Origin of the sequence: Streptomyces sp. NPDC090045 (genome assembly GCF_044747975.1) — a bacterium.
Classification (GTDB): domain Bacteria; phylum Actinomycetota; class Actinomycetes; order Streptomycetales; family Streptomycetaceae; genus Streptomyces.
In genome coordinates, this window is the sequence record NZ_JBIVFA010000014.1 from 251,602 (window position 1) to 269,716 (window position 18,115).

The window sequence follows — 18,115 nt, forward strand, 5'->3', positions numbered from 1 at the left end:
GCCCCGCCGTGGCTTGGCCAGGTACGCCTGACGGGGGGCCCGTACGGACCCCCTGACCAGGGCCGCTGCCCCGTCAGTCCGAGGCCCGCTCCTTGGCCGGCGTACGGGTCCGCCCGCGCGGCAGCACCCGCAGCGCGTCGCCCACGTCGGCCACTTCGATCACCTTCATCCCGGCCGGGACCTTCCCCGGATCCGCCGGGACCAGCGCGTGCGTGAAGCCGAGCCGGTGCGCCTCGGCGAGGCGCCGCTGCACGCCGGTCACCCGCCGCACCTCGCCGGCCAGGCCGACCTCGCCGATCGCCACGAGGTTCTTCGGCAGCGGGACGTCACTGGCGGCGGAGGCGAGGGCGAGCGCGATCGCCAGGTCGGCGGCCGGCTCGGTCAGCTTCACCCCGCCCACGGTCGCGCTGTAGATGTCGCGCTTGCCGAGCGCCGTGATCCGGCCGCGCTGCTCCAGCACCGCCAGCATCATCGACACGCGCGAGGTCTCCAGGCCCGAGGTCGTGCGCCGGGGGGAGGGGATCTGCGAGTCCACGGTCAGCGCCTGCACCTCGGCGACCAGCGGGCGCTTCCCCTCCAGGGTGACCGTCAGACAGGTTCCGGGAACGGCCTCGGCGCGCCGGGTCAGGAACAGCCCGCTCGGGTCGGCGAGCCCGGTGATCCCCTCGTCGTGCAGCTCGAAGCAGCCGACCTCGTCGGTGGCCCCGTACCGGTTCTTGATGCCGCGCACCAGTCGCAGCCGCGCGTGCCGGTCGCCCTCGAAGCTCAGCACCACGTCCACGAGGTGCTCCAGCAGCCGGGGTCCGGCGATGGCCCCGTCCTTGGTCACGTGGCCGACGAGGAGGGTGGACATCCCGCGCTCCTTGGAGGCCCGGATCAGCGCCCCGGCCACCTCGCGCACCTGGGCCATGCCGCCGGGTGCGCCGTCGATCTCGGGGGAGGCGACGGTCTGTACGGAGTCCAGGATGAGGAGGGAGGGCTTCACGGCGTCGAGGTGCCCGAGGACCGCCGAGAGATCGGTCTCGGCGGCCAGGTAGAGGTGGTCGTTCAGTGCCCGGATGCGGTCGGCGCGCAGCCGCACCTGGCTCGCCGATTCCTCGCCGGTGACGTAGAGCGTGCGGTGCTCGTCGCTCGCCGCCTTGGCCGCGACGTCCAGCAGCAGCGTCGACTTGCCGACGCCCGGCTCCCCGGCCAGCAGGACGACGGCGCCGGGGACGAGCCCGCCGCCGAGGACGCGGTCCAGCTCGTCCACGCCGGTGCTGCGCGCGGTCGCGGTCCGGCCGTCGACCTGAGCGATCGGCAGCGCGGGCGCGGAGACCCGGCCGGCGGCGGTGGTCCGCACGGCGGGTGCGCCGCCCATCTCCTCGACGGTCCCCCAGGCCTGGCACTCGGGGCAGCGCCCGAGCCACTTGGCGGTGGTGTACCCGCACTCGGAGCAGCGGTAGGACGGCCGGTCCTTGGCGGATGAACGAGCGGTGCGGGCAGCCATGCCGCTCACGGTAGCCGCCCGCACCGACAGACCGGGCGGGGGTGGGGGCGGAGGGGGTGGTGGGGGCGGAGCCCTCGCACGTCAGGGCCTTCGTCAGCGGGTCACCGATCTGTTCACCCGTAAGGGCTAAAAGTGGGGAAGGCTTCCAGGGCGTCACCGGCGCGCCGCCTACGGTCGCCAGGTGAACAGCAGCAACCAGGCACACCCCTCATCGCGCACCGGCGCACACCGGGCGCACGGGCGCACGCACAGCGAGGGGGAGCAGCCGCCCCCCTTCCGGCACGAGCCTTACCTGGACGGTCTGTTCACGTACTGCCTGTCGGTCCTGTGCGACCACGACACCGCCACCGACGTGCTGGGCGATGTCCTCGCCGTGGCCGAGCGGCACCCCGGCCGCTGCCCCGACGAGGGGGACCGGCGGGCCTGGCTCTACGCCCTCGCCCGCTGGGGCTGCCTGCGCCGGCTGGTCGAGCAACGGCGCACCCGACCCGGAGCGCATTCCGCCCGTCGTGCGCCGGAGCACGCCGGGCGCACCCGTGCGCCGGGTGGTGACACGGACCCGGCCGGTGCCCCGGACGCCGAACGCGCCCCGGAGGCCCACCGGCCCGTTGACGTGAACGCCTACCGCCGGACCGAACTGGCCCGGCTCGCCTGGCCCGAGGCCGCCGGTACCACGCCCGCCCAGCGCGAGGCCCTCGAACTCGCCGTCCGCCACCGCCTCGGCGTCCCCGAACTCGCCGCCGTCCTCGGCACGCCCCCGGCCGCCGCCCGGGAGCTCCTGTCCGGCGCCGCCTGCGAGGTGGAGCGCACCCGGGCCGCCCTCGCCGTCGTGGAGACCGGGAACTGTTCCGCCGTCTCCCTGCTCACCGGCGCCGGCGCAGACGGCGAGGGCGCCGGCAACGTCCTGCTGTCCAGCACCCTGCGCGCCGAGCTCGTCCGCCACGTCGACGACTGCCCCCGGTGCCGCCGCGTCGCCGAACGCGTGGGCGTCGCCGCCCCCTGGCCCGGCTCCGGCGGCATCAACACCGCCGCCCTCCCGCTCGTACCCGCCCCCCGCACCGCCGTCCACGCCGCGATGCTCCGCTCCGGCCGGGGCCGCGGCCGCAGGCCCGGCCCGCGCTTCGACCGCACCGGCTTCCCGATGGACCCCAGGGACCGCGCGGCCCGCCGCGACCGGCTGCGCGCCCGGGCGGTGACCACGACCGTCGTCGCCACCGTCGTCGCCGCCCCGGTCCTGGCCCTGTGGGCGGCGTACCGCGGCGCCCCCAGCACGGGCGAGCCCGTCGGCGGCGACTCCACCCGCATCTCCGCCAGTGAGTCCGAGCTCCCGACGGCGCGTACGGACGGCCGCCCGCTGACGGCGTACGAGAACGCCGGGAACGCCGCCAGCACCACCGGCGGCCCCGGATTCGCCCAGAGCGACGACGAATCCGACGTCTCCGTCGAGGTGATCAGCAGCGGTCCGCCGGCCGGCCCCGACCACGCCGGAGCCCCCGGCCGCCTCGCCGTCGCCGCGTCCTCGCGCGGTTCCCTCACGCTGCTCACCCTCACCGCCTCGGGCGGCGCCCCGGTGGACTGGCGGCTCTGGTCCGACGCGCCCTGGCTGCGCGCGAGCCGGACCGCGGGCACGCTGGCCCCTGGAGAATCGGTCACCCTGCGGATCGCCGTGGACTCCGAGGCCCAGCCCGTGGGCGCCTGGACCGCCCGGGTCGGGGTCGATCCGAGCGGTGCGGTGGTCTCCATCCAGGGCCGCGGCCGCCCCGCCGCGACCCCGACGCCGGCGCCGGACCCGACGCAGCCCGCGACCCCGACGCCCACCCCGGACCCGACGCAGCCGCCCACGCCGACCCCGACGCCCACGGAGCCGACGATCCCGCCGCCGTCCCCGACGCCCACGCCGACCGCGACGCCGTCGGACGGCTCAGGCGGAACGGTTTCCCCGGGGCCGGACCCGGGCCCGTCCGGGTCACCGGGCTAACGGCGCCCAGGCCGGAAGCCCGCCCGCCGGACCGGTTCGGCCGGTCGGACGGGCGGCACAGGTCGGGCCGGTCAGGCCGGGTCGGCCGGGTGCGGGGCCATCGGCAGCAGGGAGGCCAGCCGCTCCTCGCACAGCTTCGCGAGCGCCTCGTACCCCTCCTTGCCCATCAGCTCCGTCAGCTCGGCGCGGTACGACACGTACACCGGGTCCCCGGCGCCGTGCGCGGAGGTGGCCGACGTGCACCACCAGTGCAGGTCGTGGCCGCCGGGCCCCCAGCCGCGGCGGTCGTACTCGCCGATCGACACCTGCAGCACGCGGGTGTCGTCGGGCCGGTCGATCCACTCGTACGTCCGGCGGATCGGCAGCTGCCAGCAGACGTCCGGCTTGGTCTCCAGCGGCTCGCGGCCCTCCTTCATCGCGAGGATGTGCAGCGAGCAGCCCGCCCCGGCGGGGAACCCCGGCCGGTTCAGGAAGATGCACGCGCCGTCCCAGCGGCGGGTCTGCTTCTCCCCGTCGTCGTCGTGCTGCGTCCACCCGCTCTCGCTCCCGACGTCGTGGAACTGCCACAGCTCCGGCGTCAGCCGGGCCACGTGCTGCGCGACCCGCTTCTCGTCGTCCTCGTCGGAGAAGTGCGCGCCGAGCGTGCAGCAGCCGTCGTCGGCCCGGCCCGCCTGGATGCCCTGGCAGCCCTGGCCGAAAATGCAGGTCCAGCGGGAGGTCAGCCAGGTCAGGTCGCAGCGGAAGACCTGTTCGTCGTCGCCGGGGTCGGGGAATTCCACCCAGGCCCGGGGGAAGTCGAGGCCCTTCTCGTCGGAGACGACGGGGTTCTTGCCCTTGCCGTTCCTGCCGCCGGAGTTCTTGCCCTTGGCGGTGTCCTTGCCCGTGTCCTTCTGCGACCGGGTCTTGTTGGCCTTCTTCGTATTTGGCACAAACCCAAGCCTAAGCGCCCCTTACCTCACCCCTCGGCGTTCATCGCAGTAGCGTTTCCCCCTATGAGACTCGGTGTCCTTGATGTGGGTTCGAATACGGTCCATCTGCTGGTGGTGGACGCGCACCCCGGCGCGCGCCCGCAGCCGGCGCACTCGCACAAGGTGGAAATAAGGCTGGCGGAGCTCCTCGACGACTCCGGCGCCGTCACCCCCGCGGGCGTCGAGCGTCTCCTTTCGGTCATCAACGAAGCGGTGCAGGCCGCCGAGGACAAGGGCTGCGAGGACGTCCTCCCCTTCGCGACCAGCGCCGTGCGCGAGGCCACGAACGCGGACGAGGTGCTGGCGCGGGTCAAGGCCGAGACGGGCGTCGACCTGCCGGTGCTGAGCGGCGCGGACGAGGCCCGGCTGACCTTCCTGGCGGCCCGCCGGTGGTTCGGCTGGTCCGCCGGGAAACTGCTGGTCCTGGACATCGGCGGCGGCTCGCTGGAGATCGCGTACGGCATCGACGAGGACCCGGACGCGGCCGTCTCGCTGCCGCTGGGCGCGGGCCGCCTCACGTCGGGCTGGCTCCCGGGCGACCCGCCGGACACGCTGGACGTCCGGGCGCTACGGCGGCACGTGCGGGCGGAGATCGCCCGCACGGTCGGCGAATTCAGCCGCTTCGGCGCCCCGGACCACGTGGTCGCGACGTCGAAGACGTTCAAGCAGCTGGCCCGCATCGCGGGCGCGGCCCGGTCGGCGGACGGTCTGTACGTGCAGCGGGACCTGAGCCGCAAGTCCCTGGAGGAGTGGGTGCCGCGCCTGGCGGCGATGACCACGGCCCAGCGCTCGGCCCTGCCGGGCGTCTCGGAGGGCCGGGCGAACCAGCTCCTGGCGGGCGCGCTCGTCGCGGAGGGCGCGATGGACCTCTTCGGTGTCGACGAGCTGGAGATCTGCCCGTGGGCCCTGCGCGAGGGCGTGATTCTCCGCAGGCTGGACCACATGCCGACGGGATCGTAGGAAGGCACGGGCCCCGGGCCCCGGGCCCCGGGCCCCGGGCCCCGGGCCCCGGGCCCCGGGCTCCGGGCGTGCGGGCTCCGGGCGCGCGGGCTCCGGCCGGCCGGGGTGGGCCGGGGCGGTCAGCGCAGCCGGAGCACGCTCGTGATCCCGGCGTGGTCGGAGGGCCACAGGCCCGACGGGGTGCGGTCGGCGGGGTTCTCGCCCACCCGGTCGGCCGTCAGCGCGTGGATCCTGCCGCGGAAGAGCACGTAGTCGATGCGCTGGCTGAGGCCGGAGACGGCGTTGCGCAGGTCGGGGGCCTGGCAGCAGGTGAAGCCGGGGCCGCCGGGGCGATGGCGGTTGGCGGTCCAGGCGTCCTTGAAGCCGGCGGCCAGGAGCTGGTTGTGGCTCTGGGTGGCGGTTCCCGGTGTCGCGCCGACTCCGCCGGCCGCCGAGTTGAGGTCGCCGAGCAGCACGGTGGGGAGCTCGGTGTTCAGCGGGCCCGCGAGCAGCTCGCCGGCCTGTGCCTCCTGGACGGCGGGGGCGGCCGGTTCGAGGTGGGTGGTCACCACGCGGGCGGTGCGGCCGCGGAGCGTGACGTCGGCCGAGACCCAGCCGCGCTCGACCTTCAGCGGCGGATTGGGCGGGCAGCCGAGCACGGGCCGGCAGATGGGCAGGTGGTTCTGGAACCGGGCGGCCCGCGCGTGCGCCACGGAGAAGGCGCGCGCCGGCAGGTCGGTGCGGGCCAGGAGGACGTCGCGGTCGGTGAGGCGGATGTCCTGGAAGCCGCCGCCGGGCGTGGCGCGCGGGGCCTCGAAGTCGCTGCCGACGGTGACGCTGGCCACCGCGCGGTAGTGCTTGCCGCGCGCGGAGAGCTCGTTGAGGAGGATCTTCAGGAAGTCGTACTCGACGTGCTTGGCCTGGCCCGGGCCGGCCGGGGTCTGGCTGCGCCACAGCACGGCTTCCTGGAGGCCCACGAGGTGGGGGTCGCTCTCGGCGATCTCGTCGGCCAGCGCCTTGGCACGCTCCGGGAAGTTCGTCGCCTGGACGTTCGCCCACACCCCGGTCACCGCGGCGACGAGCCCCTGCGCGCTGGTGGCGGCGAGGACGGGGGCGAGGTCGGCGCCCAGGTAGAGGTTGCGGGTGGTGACGCGCAAGGGGGTCCGGCCTCCCTCGGCGGCCGAGGCGGTGCCGAGCGAGCCGGGTGCGAGCAGCGCGAGCGCGCACAGGGCGGATGTGATCCAACGGCGAGTCATACGGGCAGCCCTCTCGGTGAAAAGCGGGCGAAAACCCGCATCTTGCCTGAAACCTAGGGCGGCTGACGGACCGTGGCGATCCAACTGTGGGCCGGGCGGCCTACGCCGCGCCGCCTACGGCCGCCACCCCGGTCCGACCGCGCCCCGCCCAAGCCGCCCCAGCACCAAACTCCGCGGCGCCGGCCCACCGCTTGCGCGGGCCTCGTACCGCGCCGAGCAGGGCCCGCGCCCGGCCTTGCACCGAAGGCGCCACCGGCGCTCGCACCGACCGCACCCCGACCTCGCCCGCCCTCCCGGGCGGCCTCGCGCCGGGCTCGCGCGTGGCTCGGGGCGGCCTCGCATTGGGCTCGGGGCCCGGCTCCGGGGCGGGTTCGGGTGGCGGTCGTCACGTACCGGGCGGGCGCGGGCCCCGTACCCTGTCTCCGTGGCAGAACCAGTCCGCATCCCGACCGCGAAAGTCGCCCTCTCCACCGCCTCCGTCTATCCGGAGTCCACGGCGACCGCCTTCGAGATCGCCGCGCGCCTCGGGTACGACGGCGTGGAGGTCATGGTCTGGACGGATCCGGTCAGCCAGGACGTCGACGCCCTGCGCCGGCTGTCGGACCACCACCAGGTGCCGATCCTCGCCGTGCACGCACCCTGTCTGCTGATCACCCAGCGCGTGTGGTCCACCGACCCGTGGACCAAACTGCAGCGGGCACAGGCGGCGGCCGAGCGGCTCGGCGCGTCCACCGTCGTCGTGCACCCGCCCTTCCGCTGGCAGCGCCAGTACGCCCGCGACTTCGTCACCGGCATCTGGCGGATGGCCGACGAGACCGACGTCCGGTTCGCCGTGGAGAACATGTACCCCTGGCGCTACCGCGACCGCGAGATGCTCGCGTACGCACCCGAGTGGGACGTGACGAAGGACGACTACCGGCACTTCACCGTCGACCTCTCGCACACCGCGACCGCCCGGACCGATGCCACCGCGATGATCGACCGGATGGGCGACCGGCTCGCGCACATCCACCTCGCCGACGGAAACGGTTCGGCGAAGGACGAGCACCTGGTCCCGGGGCGGGGTACGCAGCCCTGCGCCGAGCTGCTGGAGGGCCTCGCCCGGACCTCGTTCGACGGGCACGTGGTGATCGAGGTCAACACGCGGCGGGCGATGTCGTCGGCCGAGCGCGAGGCCGACCTCGCCGAGGCGCTGGCCTTCACCCGGCTGCACCTCGCCACCGCCGCCACGACCGACACCATCACTGACATCACCACCGCCCGGGACAGGGCCCGGCGGTCATGACGGGCACGGAGAAGCCGCGCCGCCGCGGGCCCGGCCGGCCCCGGCAGGACGAGGCCGACGACGGCCCCGGCACGCAGGAGCGCATCCGGCTGGCCGCCCGCGAGGTGTTCGCGGAGCGCGGCTACGACAAGACCTCCGTCCGCGGCATCGCGAAGGTGGCGGGCGTGGACCCGGCGCTGGTCCACCACTACTTCGGCAGCAAGGACGACCTCTTCGCCGCCGCCATCGAGATGAGCATGGAGCCGGCCCTCGTGGTCCCCGCCATCGTCGGCGCCGGACCGGACGGCATCGGCGAGCGGCTGGCCAGGTACTTCCTGGGCGTCTGGGAGAACCCGGTCACCCGCGCGCCGCTGCTCGCCGTGATCCGCTCCGCCCTCACGCACGAGGCCGCCGCGAAGGTGCTGCGCGGGCTGGTGCTGCGGCGGGTCCTGGAGCGGGTCGCCGCCGACCTCCACGTCCCCGACCCGACCTTCCGCGCCGAGCTCGCCGCCTCCCACATGGTCGGCATCGCGATCCTGCGCTACGTCGTCCAGGTCGAGCCCCTCGCGTCCGCGGACGCGGAGGACATCGTGGCGCTCGTGGCCCCTACGCTGCAGCGGTACCTGACCGAGGAGTGAGCCTGTCGTCCCGTCATGCGGACGCGCTGTCCGGATCGCGGGCGGTGGGCGTAGCCTCGTATCTGAGCCATATCCGCAGTCGCGGCTGACCGTACAGCCGCACTCATGGGGAGTGAACCGCATGCCCGAGCTGAGGTCCCGCACCGTCACCCACGGCCGCAACATGGCAGGCGCTCGTGCGCTGATGCGCGCGTCGGGCGTAGCGAGCGCGGACATCGGGAAGCCGATCATCGCGGTCGCCAACTCCTTCACGGAGTTCGTCCCCGGCCACACCCACCTGGCACCGGTCGGCCGCATCGTCTCCGACGCGATCCTCGCCGCCGGCGCCGTCCCCCGCGAGTTCAACACCATCGCGGTCGACGACGGCATCGCGATGGGCCACGCGGGCATGCTGTACTCCCTCCCCTCCCGCGACCTGATCGCGGACTCGGTCGAGTACATGGTCGAGGCGCACTGTGCCGACGCGCTGATCTGCATCTCCAACTGCGACAAGATCACCCCCGGCATGCTGATGGCCGCCCTGCGCCTCAACATCCCGGTCGTCTTCGTCTCCGGCGGCCCGATGGAAGCCGGCCAGGCCACCCTCGTGGACGGCACCGTCCGCAAGCTCGACCTGATCGACGCGATGGTCGACGCCTCCAACGAGAACGTCTCCGACGAGGACGTCCTGCGCATCGAGGAGAACGCCTGTCCGACCTGCGGCTCGTGTTCGGGCATGTTCACCGCCAACTCGATGAACTGCCTCGCCGAGGCCATCGGCCTCGCCCTCCCCGGCAACGGCTCGGTCCTCGCCACGCACACCGCCCGCCGCGCCCTGTACGAGGACGCCGGCCGCACGATCGTCGAGATCACCAAGCGCTTCTACGAGCAGGACGACCACTCGGTCCTGCCCCGCTCCATCGCGTCCCGCCAGGCCTTCGAGAACGCCATGGCCCTCGACATCGCCATGGGCGGCTCCACGAACACGATCCTGCACCTCCTCGCCGCCGCGCAGGAGGCCGGACTGGACTACGACCTCACGGACATCGACGAGATCTCCCGCCGGGTCCCGTGCCTGTCCAAGGTCGCGCCGAACGTGGCGCCCGGCGGCACGTACTACATGGAAGACGTGCACCGGGCCGGCGGCATGCCCGCCATCCTCGGTGAGCTGCACCGCGGCGGACTCCTGAACAAGGACGTCACCTCGGTCCATTCCGAGAACCTGGAGACCTGGCTCGCGGACTGGGACCCCCGCTCCGGCACGGCCACCGACACGGCCATGGAGCTGTGGCACGCGGCGCCCGGCTGCCAGCGGTCCGCGACCGCCTTCTCCCAGTCCGAGCGCTGGGACACCCTCGACCTCGACGCCGAGGGCGGTTGCATCCGCTCCGTGCAGCACGCGTACTCCAAGGACGGCGGCCTCGCCGTCCTGCGCGGCAACATCGCCGTCGACGGCTGCGTCGTGAAGACGGCGGGCGTCGACGAGTCGATCTGGACCTTCGAGGGCCCGGCCGTCGTCTGCGAGTCGCAGGACGAGGCCGTCGACAAGATCCTCCGCAAGGAGATCAAGGCGGGCGACGTCGTCGTCATCCGCTACGAGGGCCCGCGCGGCGGCCCCGGCATGCAGGAGATGCTCTACCCGACCTCCTTCCTCAAGGGCCGCGGCCTCGGCAAGGTCTGCGCCCTGGTCACCGACGGCCGCTTCTCCGGCGGCACCTCGGGCCTGTCCATCGGCCACGCCTCCCCGGAGGCGGCCTCGGGCGGCAACATCGCCGTCGTCCAGGACGGCGACCGCATCCGCATCGACATCCCGAACCGCTCCATCGAGCTCCTCGTCGACGAGGCCACCCTGGCGGCCCGCCACGAGGCCCTCGGCGGCGTCTACGCCCCGAAGAGCCGCGAGCGCAAGGTCTCCGCGGCCCTGCGCGCCTACGCCGCGATGGCCACCAGCGCCGACAAGGGCGCCGTCCGCGACGTCACCCGCCTGGGCTGACGAGCGCGAGCGGCCCCGTGGGCTGACGAACGGCCCCGCCGGCGCCCCCGCACCCTCCGGTGCGGGGGCGCCGGCGTCTCACCACCCGCCCGGATCCCCCGCCCCCACCGCGAACACCGACCCGTCGGGCGCCCCCGTGAACACCCGCCCACCGCCGACCACGGGCGCGGGCAGGGTGGAGGCGTAGCCCGACTCGCCACCCAGCCGGGGCTTCGTCTGCCCCAGGAGCCGGCCCGCGCCGTCGACGGCCAGCAGCCGCCCGTCCGAGGCCGTCAGGTGGATCCGCCCGTCGTGGATCACCGGCCGCGAGCCCACGGCCACGCCCGTCTCCAGCCGCCATTCCTCACGCTCCGCCCCCACCGCGGCCAGGGCGCCCGACGTGCCGAAGAGGTACACCCGGCCCTCGGGGCCGACCGTGGCCTGGGCCTCCATCACCTGCGCCGAGAGGGGGATCCTGCGTACGGCCCGCGTCGCGAGATCCACCCGCACGACCGCCCTGGTCACGGCGCCGGACGCGGACCGCGTGTCACCTTCCAGCAGGTAGAGCCCGCCGGCCCCCGCGCCGACCGGTTCCAGCAGCGCCGGACTCCGGACCTGCCAGCGCACCGAGCCGTTCGCGACGTCGACAGCGGAGATCTGGGTCGACTTCCCGTCCGCTCCCTGCGCGCAGAGGTACAGGCCGGCGCCCCCCGGCGCATCCGGTTCGGCGATCCATGCGGAGCCGGCTCCGCCGATGCGGTGCTCCCAGCGTGTCGCGCCCGTGGCCGCGTCGAGCATGGCGGTCTTTCCGTCCGGGCCCGTGACCAGCAGCAGACTGCCCACGGGCACCACCCGCCCGCCCTCCGGCAGGGCCCGCTTCCACCGCTGCGCACCGGATGCCGCATCCAGGGCCCGCAGGCCCCTTCCGTCGTCGTCCACGGCGAACACCAGTCCCGCGGCGTGCAGCGGAGCCGGATTCGGTGTCATCCGCGAAGCGGGTGCCGCTCCGCGCACGGACCACATCACCGAGCCGTTGGCCGGGTCGAGCCGGGCGGCCGCCAGCCCCGGCCCCGAGCAGTAGAGGCCGCCGGCCGACCACGAGCAGGCCGGCACGGGATTGCCACCGCCCCCTTCGCCCACGTGCACCGCCCACGGCGGCCCGGCCTTCGCCCCGGGACCGGGCTCCGTGGCCCCGGCGTGCACGGTGGAGTGCGCCGTCGGGTCCGCGTCCGTCCCGTACGAGAGGTATCCGCCGAGCGCCCCGCCGGTCAGCAGCAGCGCGCCACCGACCGACAGCACCAGCCGTGACCGCCGTCGCGGCGGGGTGGCGCCGGGCTGCTCGGCGGGGATCCGGTCCCGCCGGTGGGTGGCCTCCTCCCGCCGGCTGGGTCCGCGCGGCCTGGGGATGAAGGCCCGGGTGTCCTCCGACGTCGGATAGGCCAGCGCACGCAGTTCACTGATCAGCGCGTCAGGGGTCGGGCGTTCGGCGGGGTCCTTCGCGAGGCAGGACTCGACGACCGGTATCAGGGCCGTCGGCAGACCGGTCAGGTCCGGGTCGTGGTGAACGACCTGATACGCCACCAGATAGGGACTGTCGGAGTCGAAGGGGCCGCGCCCGGTCGCTGCGTGCACGAGTACGGCACCCATCGCGAACAGGTCCGCGGCGGGCCCCACTTCCCTGGGCCGCTGGAACTGCTCGGGCGCCATGAAGGGCGGTGTCCCGATCAGCTTTCCGGTCTCCGTCCGCAGGTCACTGTCGGTCGGCCGCGAGATCCCGAAGTCGATGACCCGTACTCCGTCGGGCGCCATCAGGACGTTGCTCGGCTTCAGGTCCCGGTGCACCACACCGGCCCGGTGGATGTCCCGCAGCGCCTCCGCGAGTCCGGCGCCGAGCCGGGCCAGTTCGGCCGGATCGAGCACCCGCTCCCGCACCCGCTCGGCGAGTGTCGGTGCGTCGATGAACAAGGTGGCCATCCAGGGCCGTTCGGCGTCCGGATCCGCGTCCACGACGGGCGCGGTGAACGCCCCGCTCACACGACGCGCCGCGGCCACTTCCTGCCGGAACCGGGCCCGGAACTCCGGATCCACCGCGTGCTCGGGGTGCACGATCTTGACGGCGAGTTTCAGCCCCGAGGCGGAGGTGGCGAGGTGGACGACGCCCATACCGCCCGAACCCAGGACGGATTCCAGCCGGTACTGCCCGGCGTACTCCGGAAAGCCCGCCCGTTCCCTGTGCAGCGACTGCACCGCTGACCACCCCCGCCGGAGCCTAGTCGATGGCACCCGGCTATCTCCAAGGTCCTGCTACCCTGCGCGAGTTGCGCAGCGCAACACTCAGGGGGGAGTTTTCGCATGTCCGAAAAGAGTGAGCCCGGTCAGGTCCAGAGCCTCGCCGCGGAGTCCGGTTTCCCGACCTTTCCGGTCGCTCCCGGGACCCGGGTGAACGTCCGCAGCGGCCCGGGCACCAGCTACTCCATCGTCAAGGTCCTGCCGTACGACTCGTACGTCTCGATCCGCTGCCAGGGCCCCGGTACGACGGTCTCCGGTCCGTACGGCACGACGAACATCTGGGACTGCATCGGCAACGGTCAGTTCGTCTCGGACGCCTACGTCCGGACGGGCAGCGACGGCTACGTCGCCACGCGCTGCTGACCTTCACCGGCCTTCCCAGGAAGAGAGCGGTGCTCACGGACGGCGCTGACCGCGTCTGACACGTGAGACACACCCGGCCCGGCCGGCCCGGCAAGGAATAATCGCTGCTGTGAGCGACGACCAGCGAGACCAGAACCCAGCCGAGCCGGCCGCCCAGGCCCCGGGGCCCACCGGCCCCGAGCCCGAGCCGATCCCGTTCTTCGGCACCACCTGGGTGAACCACGACGGCGGCTACGCCCTGCGCCGCGTCGGCCTCGCCCTCGGCTCGCTGGTCACCGCCATCGCCGCCGCCGTCCTGCTGCGCCTGTCGTACGAGGGCCTGGAGATCGGCAACGTCGGCCCCTTCCTCAGCATCTCCGTCGTCGTCCTCTTCGCGATCGCCAGCTCCATCGCCTTCGCCAAGACCTGGGAGTCCTTCAGCCGCCGCCCCGCCCCGTCCTCCGACGAGGCCGCCCTCAAGGGACTCAAGGCGATCGGTTTCATCGGCTCCCTCATCGCGTACTTCCTGCGCTGCCTCGGCGAGGCCCCGGGCGAGAAGCTCCGCCGCGCCGAGTACGAGCGCGCCCAGGCCGACTTCGCCCGCCGCCGCAGCTCCCGTACGGGGAACCCGGCCGCCCGCCGTCCCAAGCGCAAGAAGTAGCCCGGCAACCCGGCAACCCGGCAACCCATGACCCGGTAACCCGGCAGAGCTCCGCACCTCCCGGCGATTGACGTGCGGCACCGCCAGGAGCATTATTCATCACATGATGAATAACCAGTCCGAGGGAGCCCCGGCCGCCGTGCACGCCCACGGCCTGACCGTCCGCCGCGGCACCGGCCGTACCCCCCGCACCGTCATCGACTCCATCGCCTTCGACGTCCCCCGCGGCCGCATCACCGGCCTCCTCGGCCCCTCCGGCTGCGGAAAATCCACCCTCATGCGCGCCGTCGTCGGCACCCAGGCCCACGTCACCGGCACCCTCGACGTCCTCGGCCGCCCCGCCGGCCACCCCGAGCTCCGCTCCCGCATCGGCTACGTCACCCAGGCGCCCAGCGTCTACGACGACCTCACCGTCCGGCAGAACCTCGACTACTTCGCCGCCGTCCTCGACCCCGGCCGCTCCGCCGCCGACCGCCGCACCGCAGTCGTACGCCGGGCCATCGACGACGTCGACCTCACCACCCACGCCGACGCCCTCGCCGGCAACCTCTCCGGCGGCCAGCGCAGCCGCGTCTCCCTCGCCGTCGCCCTGCTCGGCACCCCCGAGCTCCTCGTCCTCGACGAACCCACCGTCGGCCTCGACCCCGTCCTGCGCCGCGACCTGTGGAACCTCTTCCACGACATCGCCGCCACCCGCGGCGCCACGATCCTCGTCTCCTCCCACGTCATGGACGAGGCCGAGCGCTGCCACGACCTCCTCCTCATGCGCGAAGGCCGCATCCTCGCCCAGGACACCCCCGACGCACTGCGCACCCGTACCCGCTCCGCCACCGTCGAGGAGGGCTTCCTCCGCCTCGTCGACGAGGCCAACACCCTCGCCGCCCAGGAGACGACCCCGTGAACAGTGCCCGCACCGCCGCCACCGCCGCCCGCGTCCTGCGCCAGCTCCGCCACGACCCGCGCTCCATCGCGCTGATGCTCCTGGTCCCCGTCCTGATGCTCACCCTGCTGCGCTTCGTCTTCGACGGCAGCCCCCGCACCTTCGACGGCATCGGCGCGTCACTCCTCGGGATCTTCCCCCTCATCACCATGTTCCTGGTGACCTCGATCGCCACCCTGCGCGAACGCACCTCCGGCACCCTCGAACGCCTCCTCGCCATGCCGCTCGGCAAGGGCGACCTCATCGCCGGCTACGCCCTCGCCTTCGGCGCCGTCGCCGTCGCCCAGTCCCTCCTCGCCACCGGCCTCGCCCTCTGGGCCCTCGGCCTCGACGTCGTCGGCTCCCCCTGGCTGCTCCTGCTCGTCGCCCTCCTCGACGCCCTCCTCGGCACGGCCCTCGGCCTCTTCGTCTCCGCCTTCGCCGCCTCCGAGTTCCAGGCCGTCCAGTTCATGCCGGCGGTGATCTTCCCCCAGCTGCTCCTCTGCGGCCTGTTCGCCGCCCGCGACACCATGCACCCGGTCCTCGAAGGCATCTCCGACGTGCTGCCCATGTCCTACGCCGTCGACGGCATGACCCAGGTCCTCACCCACACCGACATGACCGCCGACTTCGTCCGCGACGCCGTGGTCGTCGCCGCCTGCGCCCTGCTCGTACTCGCCCTCGGCGCGGCCACCCTCCGCCGCCGGACGCCTTGACTCCTACGGGCCTGACCGCACTCCGGACAGCGCCTCCCCCTTCCCCGCCCGGGTGCAAGGATGAGGACGTATAGGTAGCTCAGGCGCAAGAACAGTTCGGCGAGGTGAATCGGGCATGACCCAGACAGTCGCGGTCCTCGGTACCGGCAAGATCGGCGAGGCTCTGCTCAGCGGAATGATCCGCGGCGGCTGGCCCGCCTCGAAGCTCCTCGTCACGGCCCGCCGTGCCGACCGGGCCGAGGAGCTCCGCACCCGCTACGGGGTCGAGGCCGTCTCCAACGCCGAAGCCGCCAAGCGCGCCGACACCCTCATCCTCACCGTCAAGCCCCAGGACATGGCCAGGCTCCTCGACGAGCTCGCCCCGCACGTCCCCGTCGACCGCCTGGTCATCAGCGGCGCCGCCGGCATCCCCACCTCCTTCTTCGAGGAACGGCTCAGCCCCGGCACCCCCGTCGTCCGCGTCATGACGAACACCCCCGCCCTCGTCGACGAGGCCATGTCCGTCATCTCCGCCGGCAGCCACGCCACCGCCGAGCACCTCGCCCACACCGAGGAGATCTTCGGCGGCGTCGGCAAGACCCTGCGCGTCCCCGAGTCCCAGCAGGACGCGGCCACCGCCCTCTCCGGCTCCGGCCCGGCGTACTTCTACTTCCTCGTCGAGGCCATGACCGACGCCGGCATCCTCCTCGGCCTGCCCCGCGCCCAGGCCCACGACCTCATCGTCCAGGCCGCCATCGGCGCCGCCGTGATGCTCCGCGACAGCGGCGAGCACCCGGTCAAGCTCCGCGAGGCCGTCACCTCCCCGGCCGGCACGACGATCAACGCCATCGTCGAGCTGGAGAAGCACGGCGTACGCGCCGCCCTCATCGCCGCCCTCGAAGCGGCCCGCGACCGCAGCCGCGAGCTCGCCTCCGGCAACAGCTGAGACACCCGTACCGGTGGGGGCCCGAGCACGCGGGACCCCCACCCGTCACGGCTCCAGCAACCCGATGGCCCGGTACGCCCGGTCCACCACGGGCCGCGCCAGCTCCCGGGCCCGCCCGGCCCCCTCCCGCAGCACCTTCTCCACCCGGGCCGGATCGGCCGCCAGCTCCGCATGCCGCTCCTGCACCGGCCGCAACAGCTCGACCACCGCATCGGCGACGTCCCGCTTCAACGCCCCGTACCCGCTGTACCCGTCGGCGAGCCGGACCGGATCACCCCCGGTGCACGCCGCCAGGATGTCCAGCAGGTTCGCGACCCCCGGCCGCGCCTCCCGGTCGTAGACCACCCCGCCGTCCCCGCTGTCGGTGACCGCCCGCATCACCTTCTTGCGCACGACCCCGGGCTCGTCGAGCAGATAGACGATCCCCGCCCCGCTCTCATGGGACTTCCCCATCTTCGACGCGGGCTCCTGCAGGTCCATGACCCGCGCGGCCACCGGCGGAAGCGTCGCCTTCGGCACGGTGAAGGTGTGCCCGTACCGCTGGTTGAACCGCACCGCCAGATCCCGGGTCAGCTCGACGTGCTGCCGCTGGTCCTCCCCGACCGGCACCTCCTGGGTCCCGTACGCCAGGATGTCGGCCGCCATCAGCACGGGATAGGTGAGCAGCGACAGCCGTACGCCCTCCCCGGAGACCTGCGCCTTCGCCGACTTCTCCTTGTACTGGATCATCCGCCGCAGCTCCCCGTCGGTGGCGGTGCACTCCAGCAGGTACGCCAGCCGCGTGTGCTCGTCGACATGGCTCTGCACGAAGAGCGTGCACCGCTGTGGATCCAGCCCGGCGGCGAGCAGCAGCGTCGCCGCCTGCCGGCTCAGCCTCCGTACGCGCGCCGGCTCGTGCTCGACGGTCAGCGCGTGGAGGTCGACGACGCAGAACAGCGCCTCGTCCGGCCCCTGGTCGGCGGCGACCCACTGCCGTACGGCCCCCAGGTAGTTCCCCAGCGTCAGATGACCGGTCGGCTTGACCCCGCTGAAGATCCTCGTCATGTCCTGCTCTCCCTGTGTGTGAGTGGTGTCGGTGCCATCGCGTGGGGCGACCGAGCCACTCCCGGGAGGGAGAAACAAAAACGGCCGCCGAAGCGGCGGCCGTGAGCGCATGCGTGCTCGCGTGGAAGGTCGGCCGCCGTCAGGCGGCCCACCAGCGAAGGCTGAGCGTGAGCGCATGCGTAGTCATGGGCCCAGCGTAGACGGCCGGGGGTGGGCGCGGCGTGGGTTTCGAGGAGGTCCGCGCGTCGGCCGGCGGGGGGTTGACACAGGTGTGCCAGGTCCGTAAGGTTCTTCGAGTTGTCCGAAGTGAGCGCCGACCCCGGTCGGTCCCCGGACGGCCATTCCGCACCACACATTCGAACGAACGACGCACTCCGTCGTCTCGTTTTCATGCGTATTTGCGAATGAGGAATCCGTGTCCGAGGACGCGGCCGCCGATTAGGTTCGGGGGCGAGGAATCCGCTACTGTCTCACTCGCCGAAGGGGCCAAACAGCCCCGAGGCAAAGCCCGCTGACTGGGAGTCAGGCCCGAAAGGATCTGATAGAGTCGGAATCGCCGGAAAGGGAAAGCGCGAAAGCGCAGGAACTGGAAAGCACCGAGGAAGTCGGGCCCGAAAGAGTCTGATAGAGTCGGAAACGCAAGAACAGAACGAAAGCCCGGAGGAAAGCCCGAGAGGGTGAGTACAAAGGAAGCGTCCGTTCCTTGAGAACTCAACAGCGTGCCAAAAATCAACGC

At 73.2% G+C, this 18,115-nt stretch carries 15 protein-coding genes; 10 read left to right on the forward strand and 5 right to left on the reverse strand.

Features of this window, described 5'->3' with window-relative positions; all coding sequences use genetic code 11:
* Positions 1-73: 73 nt before the first annotated feature.
* Positions 74-1,489 (reverse strand): DNA repair protein RadA, encoded by a 1,416-nt coding sequence (gene radA / locus ACIPYQ_RS31730; RefSeq protein WP_401257406.1) that lies wholly within the window; start codon positions 1,487-1,489, stop codon positions 74-76.
* A gap of 181 nt (positions 1,490-1,670) precedes the next feature.
* On the opposite strand from radA, the gene ACIPYQ_RS31735 reads away from it, so the two are divergent.
* The gene (locus ACIPYQ_RS31735; protein ID WP_401257408.1) at positions 1,671-3,467 is read left to right on the forward strand and encodes a hypothetical protein; all 1,797 of its coding nucleotides are present in this window, start codon (positions 1,671-1,673) and stop codon (positions 3,465-3,467) included.
* Positions 3,468-3,538: 71 nt separating this feature from the next.
* Here the strand turns inward: ACIPYQ_RS31735 and ACIPYQ_RS31740 are convergent, their stop codons facing one another.
* Positions 3,539-4,396: a hypothetical protein gene (locus ACIPYQ_RS31740; RefSeq protein ID WP_401257410.1), complete on the reverse strand. Its 858-nt coding sequence runs from the start codon at positions 4,394-4,396 to the stop codon at positions 3,539-3,541.
* Between the two features lie 63 nt (positions 4,397-4,459).
* Between ACIPYQ_RS31740 and ACIPYQ_RS31745 the strand changes: the two genes are divergently transcribed.
* A complete protein-coding gene (locus ACIPYQ_RS31745) occupies positions 4,460-5,395 on the forward strand; it encodes a Ppx/GppA phosphatase family protein (protein WP_361769508.1) in 936 nt (311 codons plus the stop codon).
* 119 nt (positions 5,396-5,514) lie between these two features.
* Here ACIPYQ_RS31745 and ACIPYQ_RS31750 read toward each other — a convergent pair whose 3' ends face one another.
* A complete protein-coding gene (locus ACIPYQ_RS31750) occupies positions 5,515-6,630 on the reverse strand; it encodes an endonuclease/exonuclease/phosphatase family protein (RefSeq protein WP_401257412.1) in 1,116 nt (371 codons plus the stop codon).
* A gap of 424 nt (positions 6,631-7,054) precedes the next feature.
* On the opposite strand from ACIPYQ_RS31750, the gene ACIPYQ_RS31755 reads away from it, so the two are divergent.
* From ACIPYQ_RS31755 to ilvD, 3 genes are all read left to right on the forward strand, one after another.
* Positions 7,055-7,915 (forward strand): sugar phosphate isomerase/epimerase, encoded by an 861-nt coding sequence (locus tag ACIPYQ_RS31755; protein ID WP_361769512.1) that lies wholly within the window; start codon positions 7,055-7,057, stop codon positions 7,913-7,915.
* A complete protein-coding gene (locus tag ACIPYQ_RS31760; protein WP_401257414.1) occupies positions 7,912-8,532 on the forward strand; it encodes a TetR family transcriptional regulator in 621 nt (206 codons plus the stop codon). Before ACIPYQ_RS31755 ends, ACIPYQ_RS31760 begins: the two co-directional genes overlap by 4 nt.
* Before the next feature lie 121 nt (positions 8,533-8,653).
* Positions 8,654-10,504, forward strand: coding sequence for a dihydroxy-acid dehydratase (ilvD, locus tag ACIPYQ_RS31765; RefSeq protein ID WP_361769516.1), 1,851 nt, complete (start codon positions 8,654-8,656; stop codon positions 10,502-10,504).
* Between the two features lie 78 nt (positions 10,505-10,582).
* Here the strand turns inward: ilvD and ACIPYQ_RS31770 are convergent, their stop codons facing one another.
* The gene (locus tag ACIPYQ_RS31770; protein ID WP_401257417.1) at positions 10,583-12,730 is read right to left on the reverse strand and encodes a serine/threonine-protein kinase; all 2,148 of its coding nucleotides are present in this window, start codon (positions 12,728-12,730) and stop codon (positions 10,583-10,585) included.
* Between the two features lie 105 nt (positions 12,731-12,835).
* Here ACIPYQ_RS31770 and ACIPYQ_RS31775 point away from each other — a divergent pair, with 105 nt between their 5' ends.
* The 5 genes from ACIPYQ_RS31775 (at position 12,836) to proC (ending at position 16,335) form a co-directional block, all read left to right on the forward strand.
* Positions 12,836-13,135 (forward strand): peptidase, encoded by a 300-nt coding sequence (locus ACIPYQ_RS31775; protein WP_401257419.1) that lies wholly within the window; start codon positions 12,836-12,838, stop codon positions 13,133-13,135.
* 109 nt (positions 13,136-13,244) lie between these two features.
* Complete coding sequence (locus ACIPYQ_RS31780; RefSeq protein ID WP_401257421.1) at positions 13,245-13,775, forward strand: hypothetical protein; 531 nt, start codon at positions 13,245-13,247, stop codon at positions 13,773-13,775.
* A 103-nt stretch (positions 13,776-13,878) separates the two neighbouring features.
* The gene (locus ACIPYQ_RS31785; protein ID WP_401257423.1) at positions 13,879-14,676 is read left to right on the forward strand and encodes an ABC transporter ATP-binding protein; all 798 of its coding nucleotides are present in this window, start codon (positions 13,879-13,881) and stop codon (positions 14,674-14,676) included.
* Complete coding sequence (locus ACIPYQ_RS31790) at positions 14,673-15,410, forward strand: ABC transporter permease (protein WP_401257425.1); 738 nt, start codon at positions 14,673-14,675, stop codon at positions 15,408-15,410. The genes ACIPYQ_RS31785 and ACIPYQ_RS31790 overlap by 4 nt, the downstream gene beginning before the upstream one ends.
* A 115-nt stretch (positions 15,411-15,525) precedes the next feature.
* Complete coding sequence (proC, locus tag ACIPYQ_RS31795; protein ID WP_361770955.1) at positions 15,526-16,335, forward strand: pyrroline-5-carboxylate reductase; 810 nt, start codon at positions 15,526-15,528, stop codon at positions 16,333-16,335.
* A 45-nt stretch (positions 16,336-16,380) separates the two neighbouring features.
* Here the strand turns inward: proC and trpS are convergent, their stop codons facing one another.
* Positions 16,381-17,379: a tryptophan--tRNA ligase gene (gene trpS / locus ACIPYQ_RS31800; RefSeq protein WP_401257427.1), complete on the reverse strand. Its 999-nt coding sequence runs from the start codon at positions 17,377-17,379 to the stop codon at positions 16,381-16,383.
* Positions 17,380-18,115 lie beyond the last annotated feature (736 nt).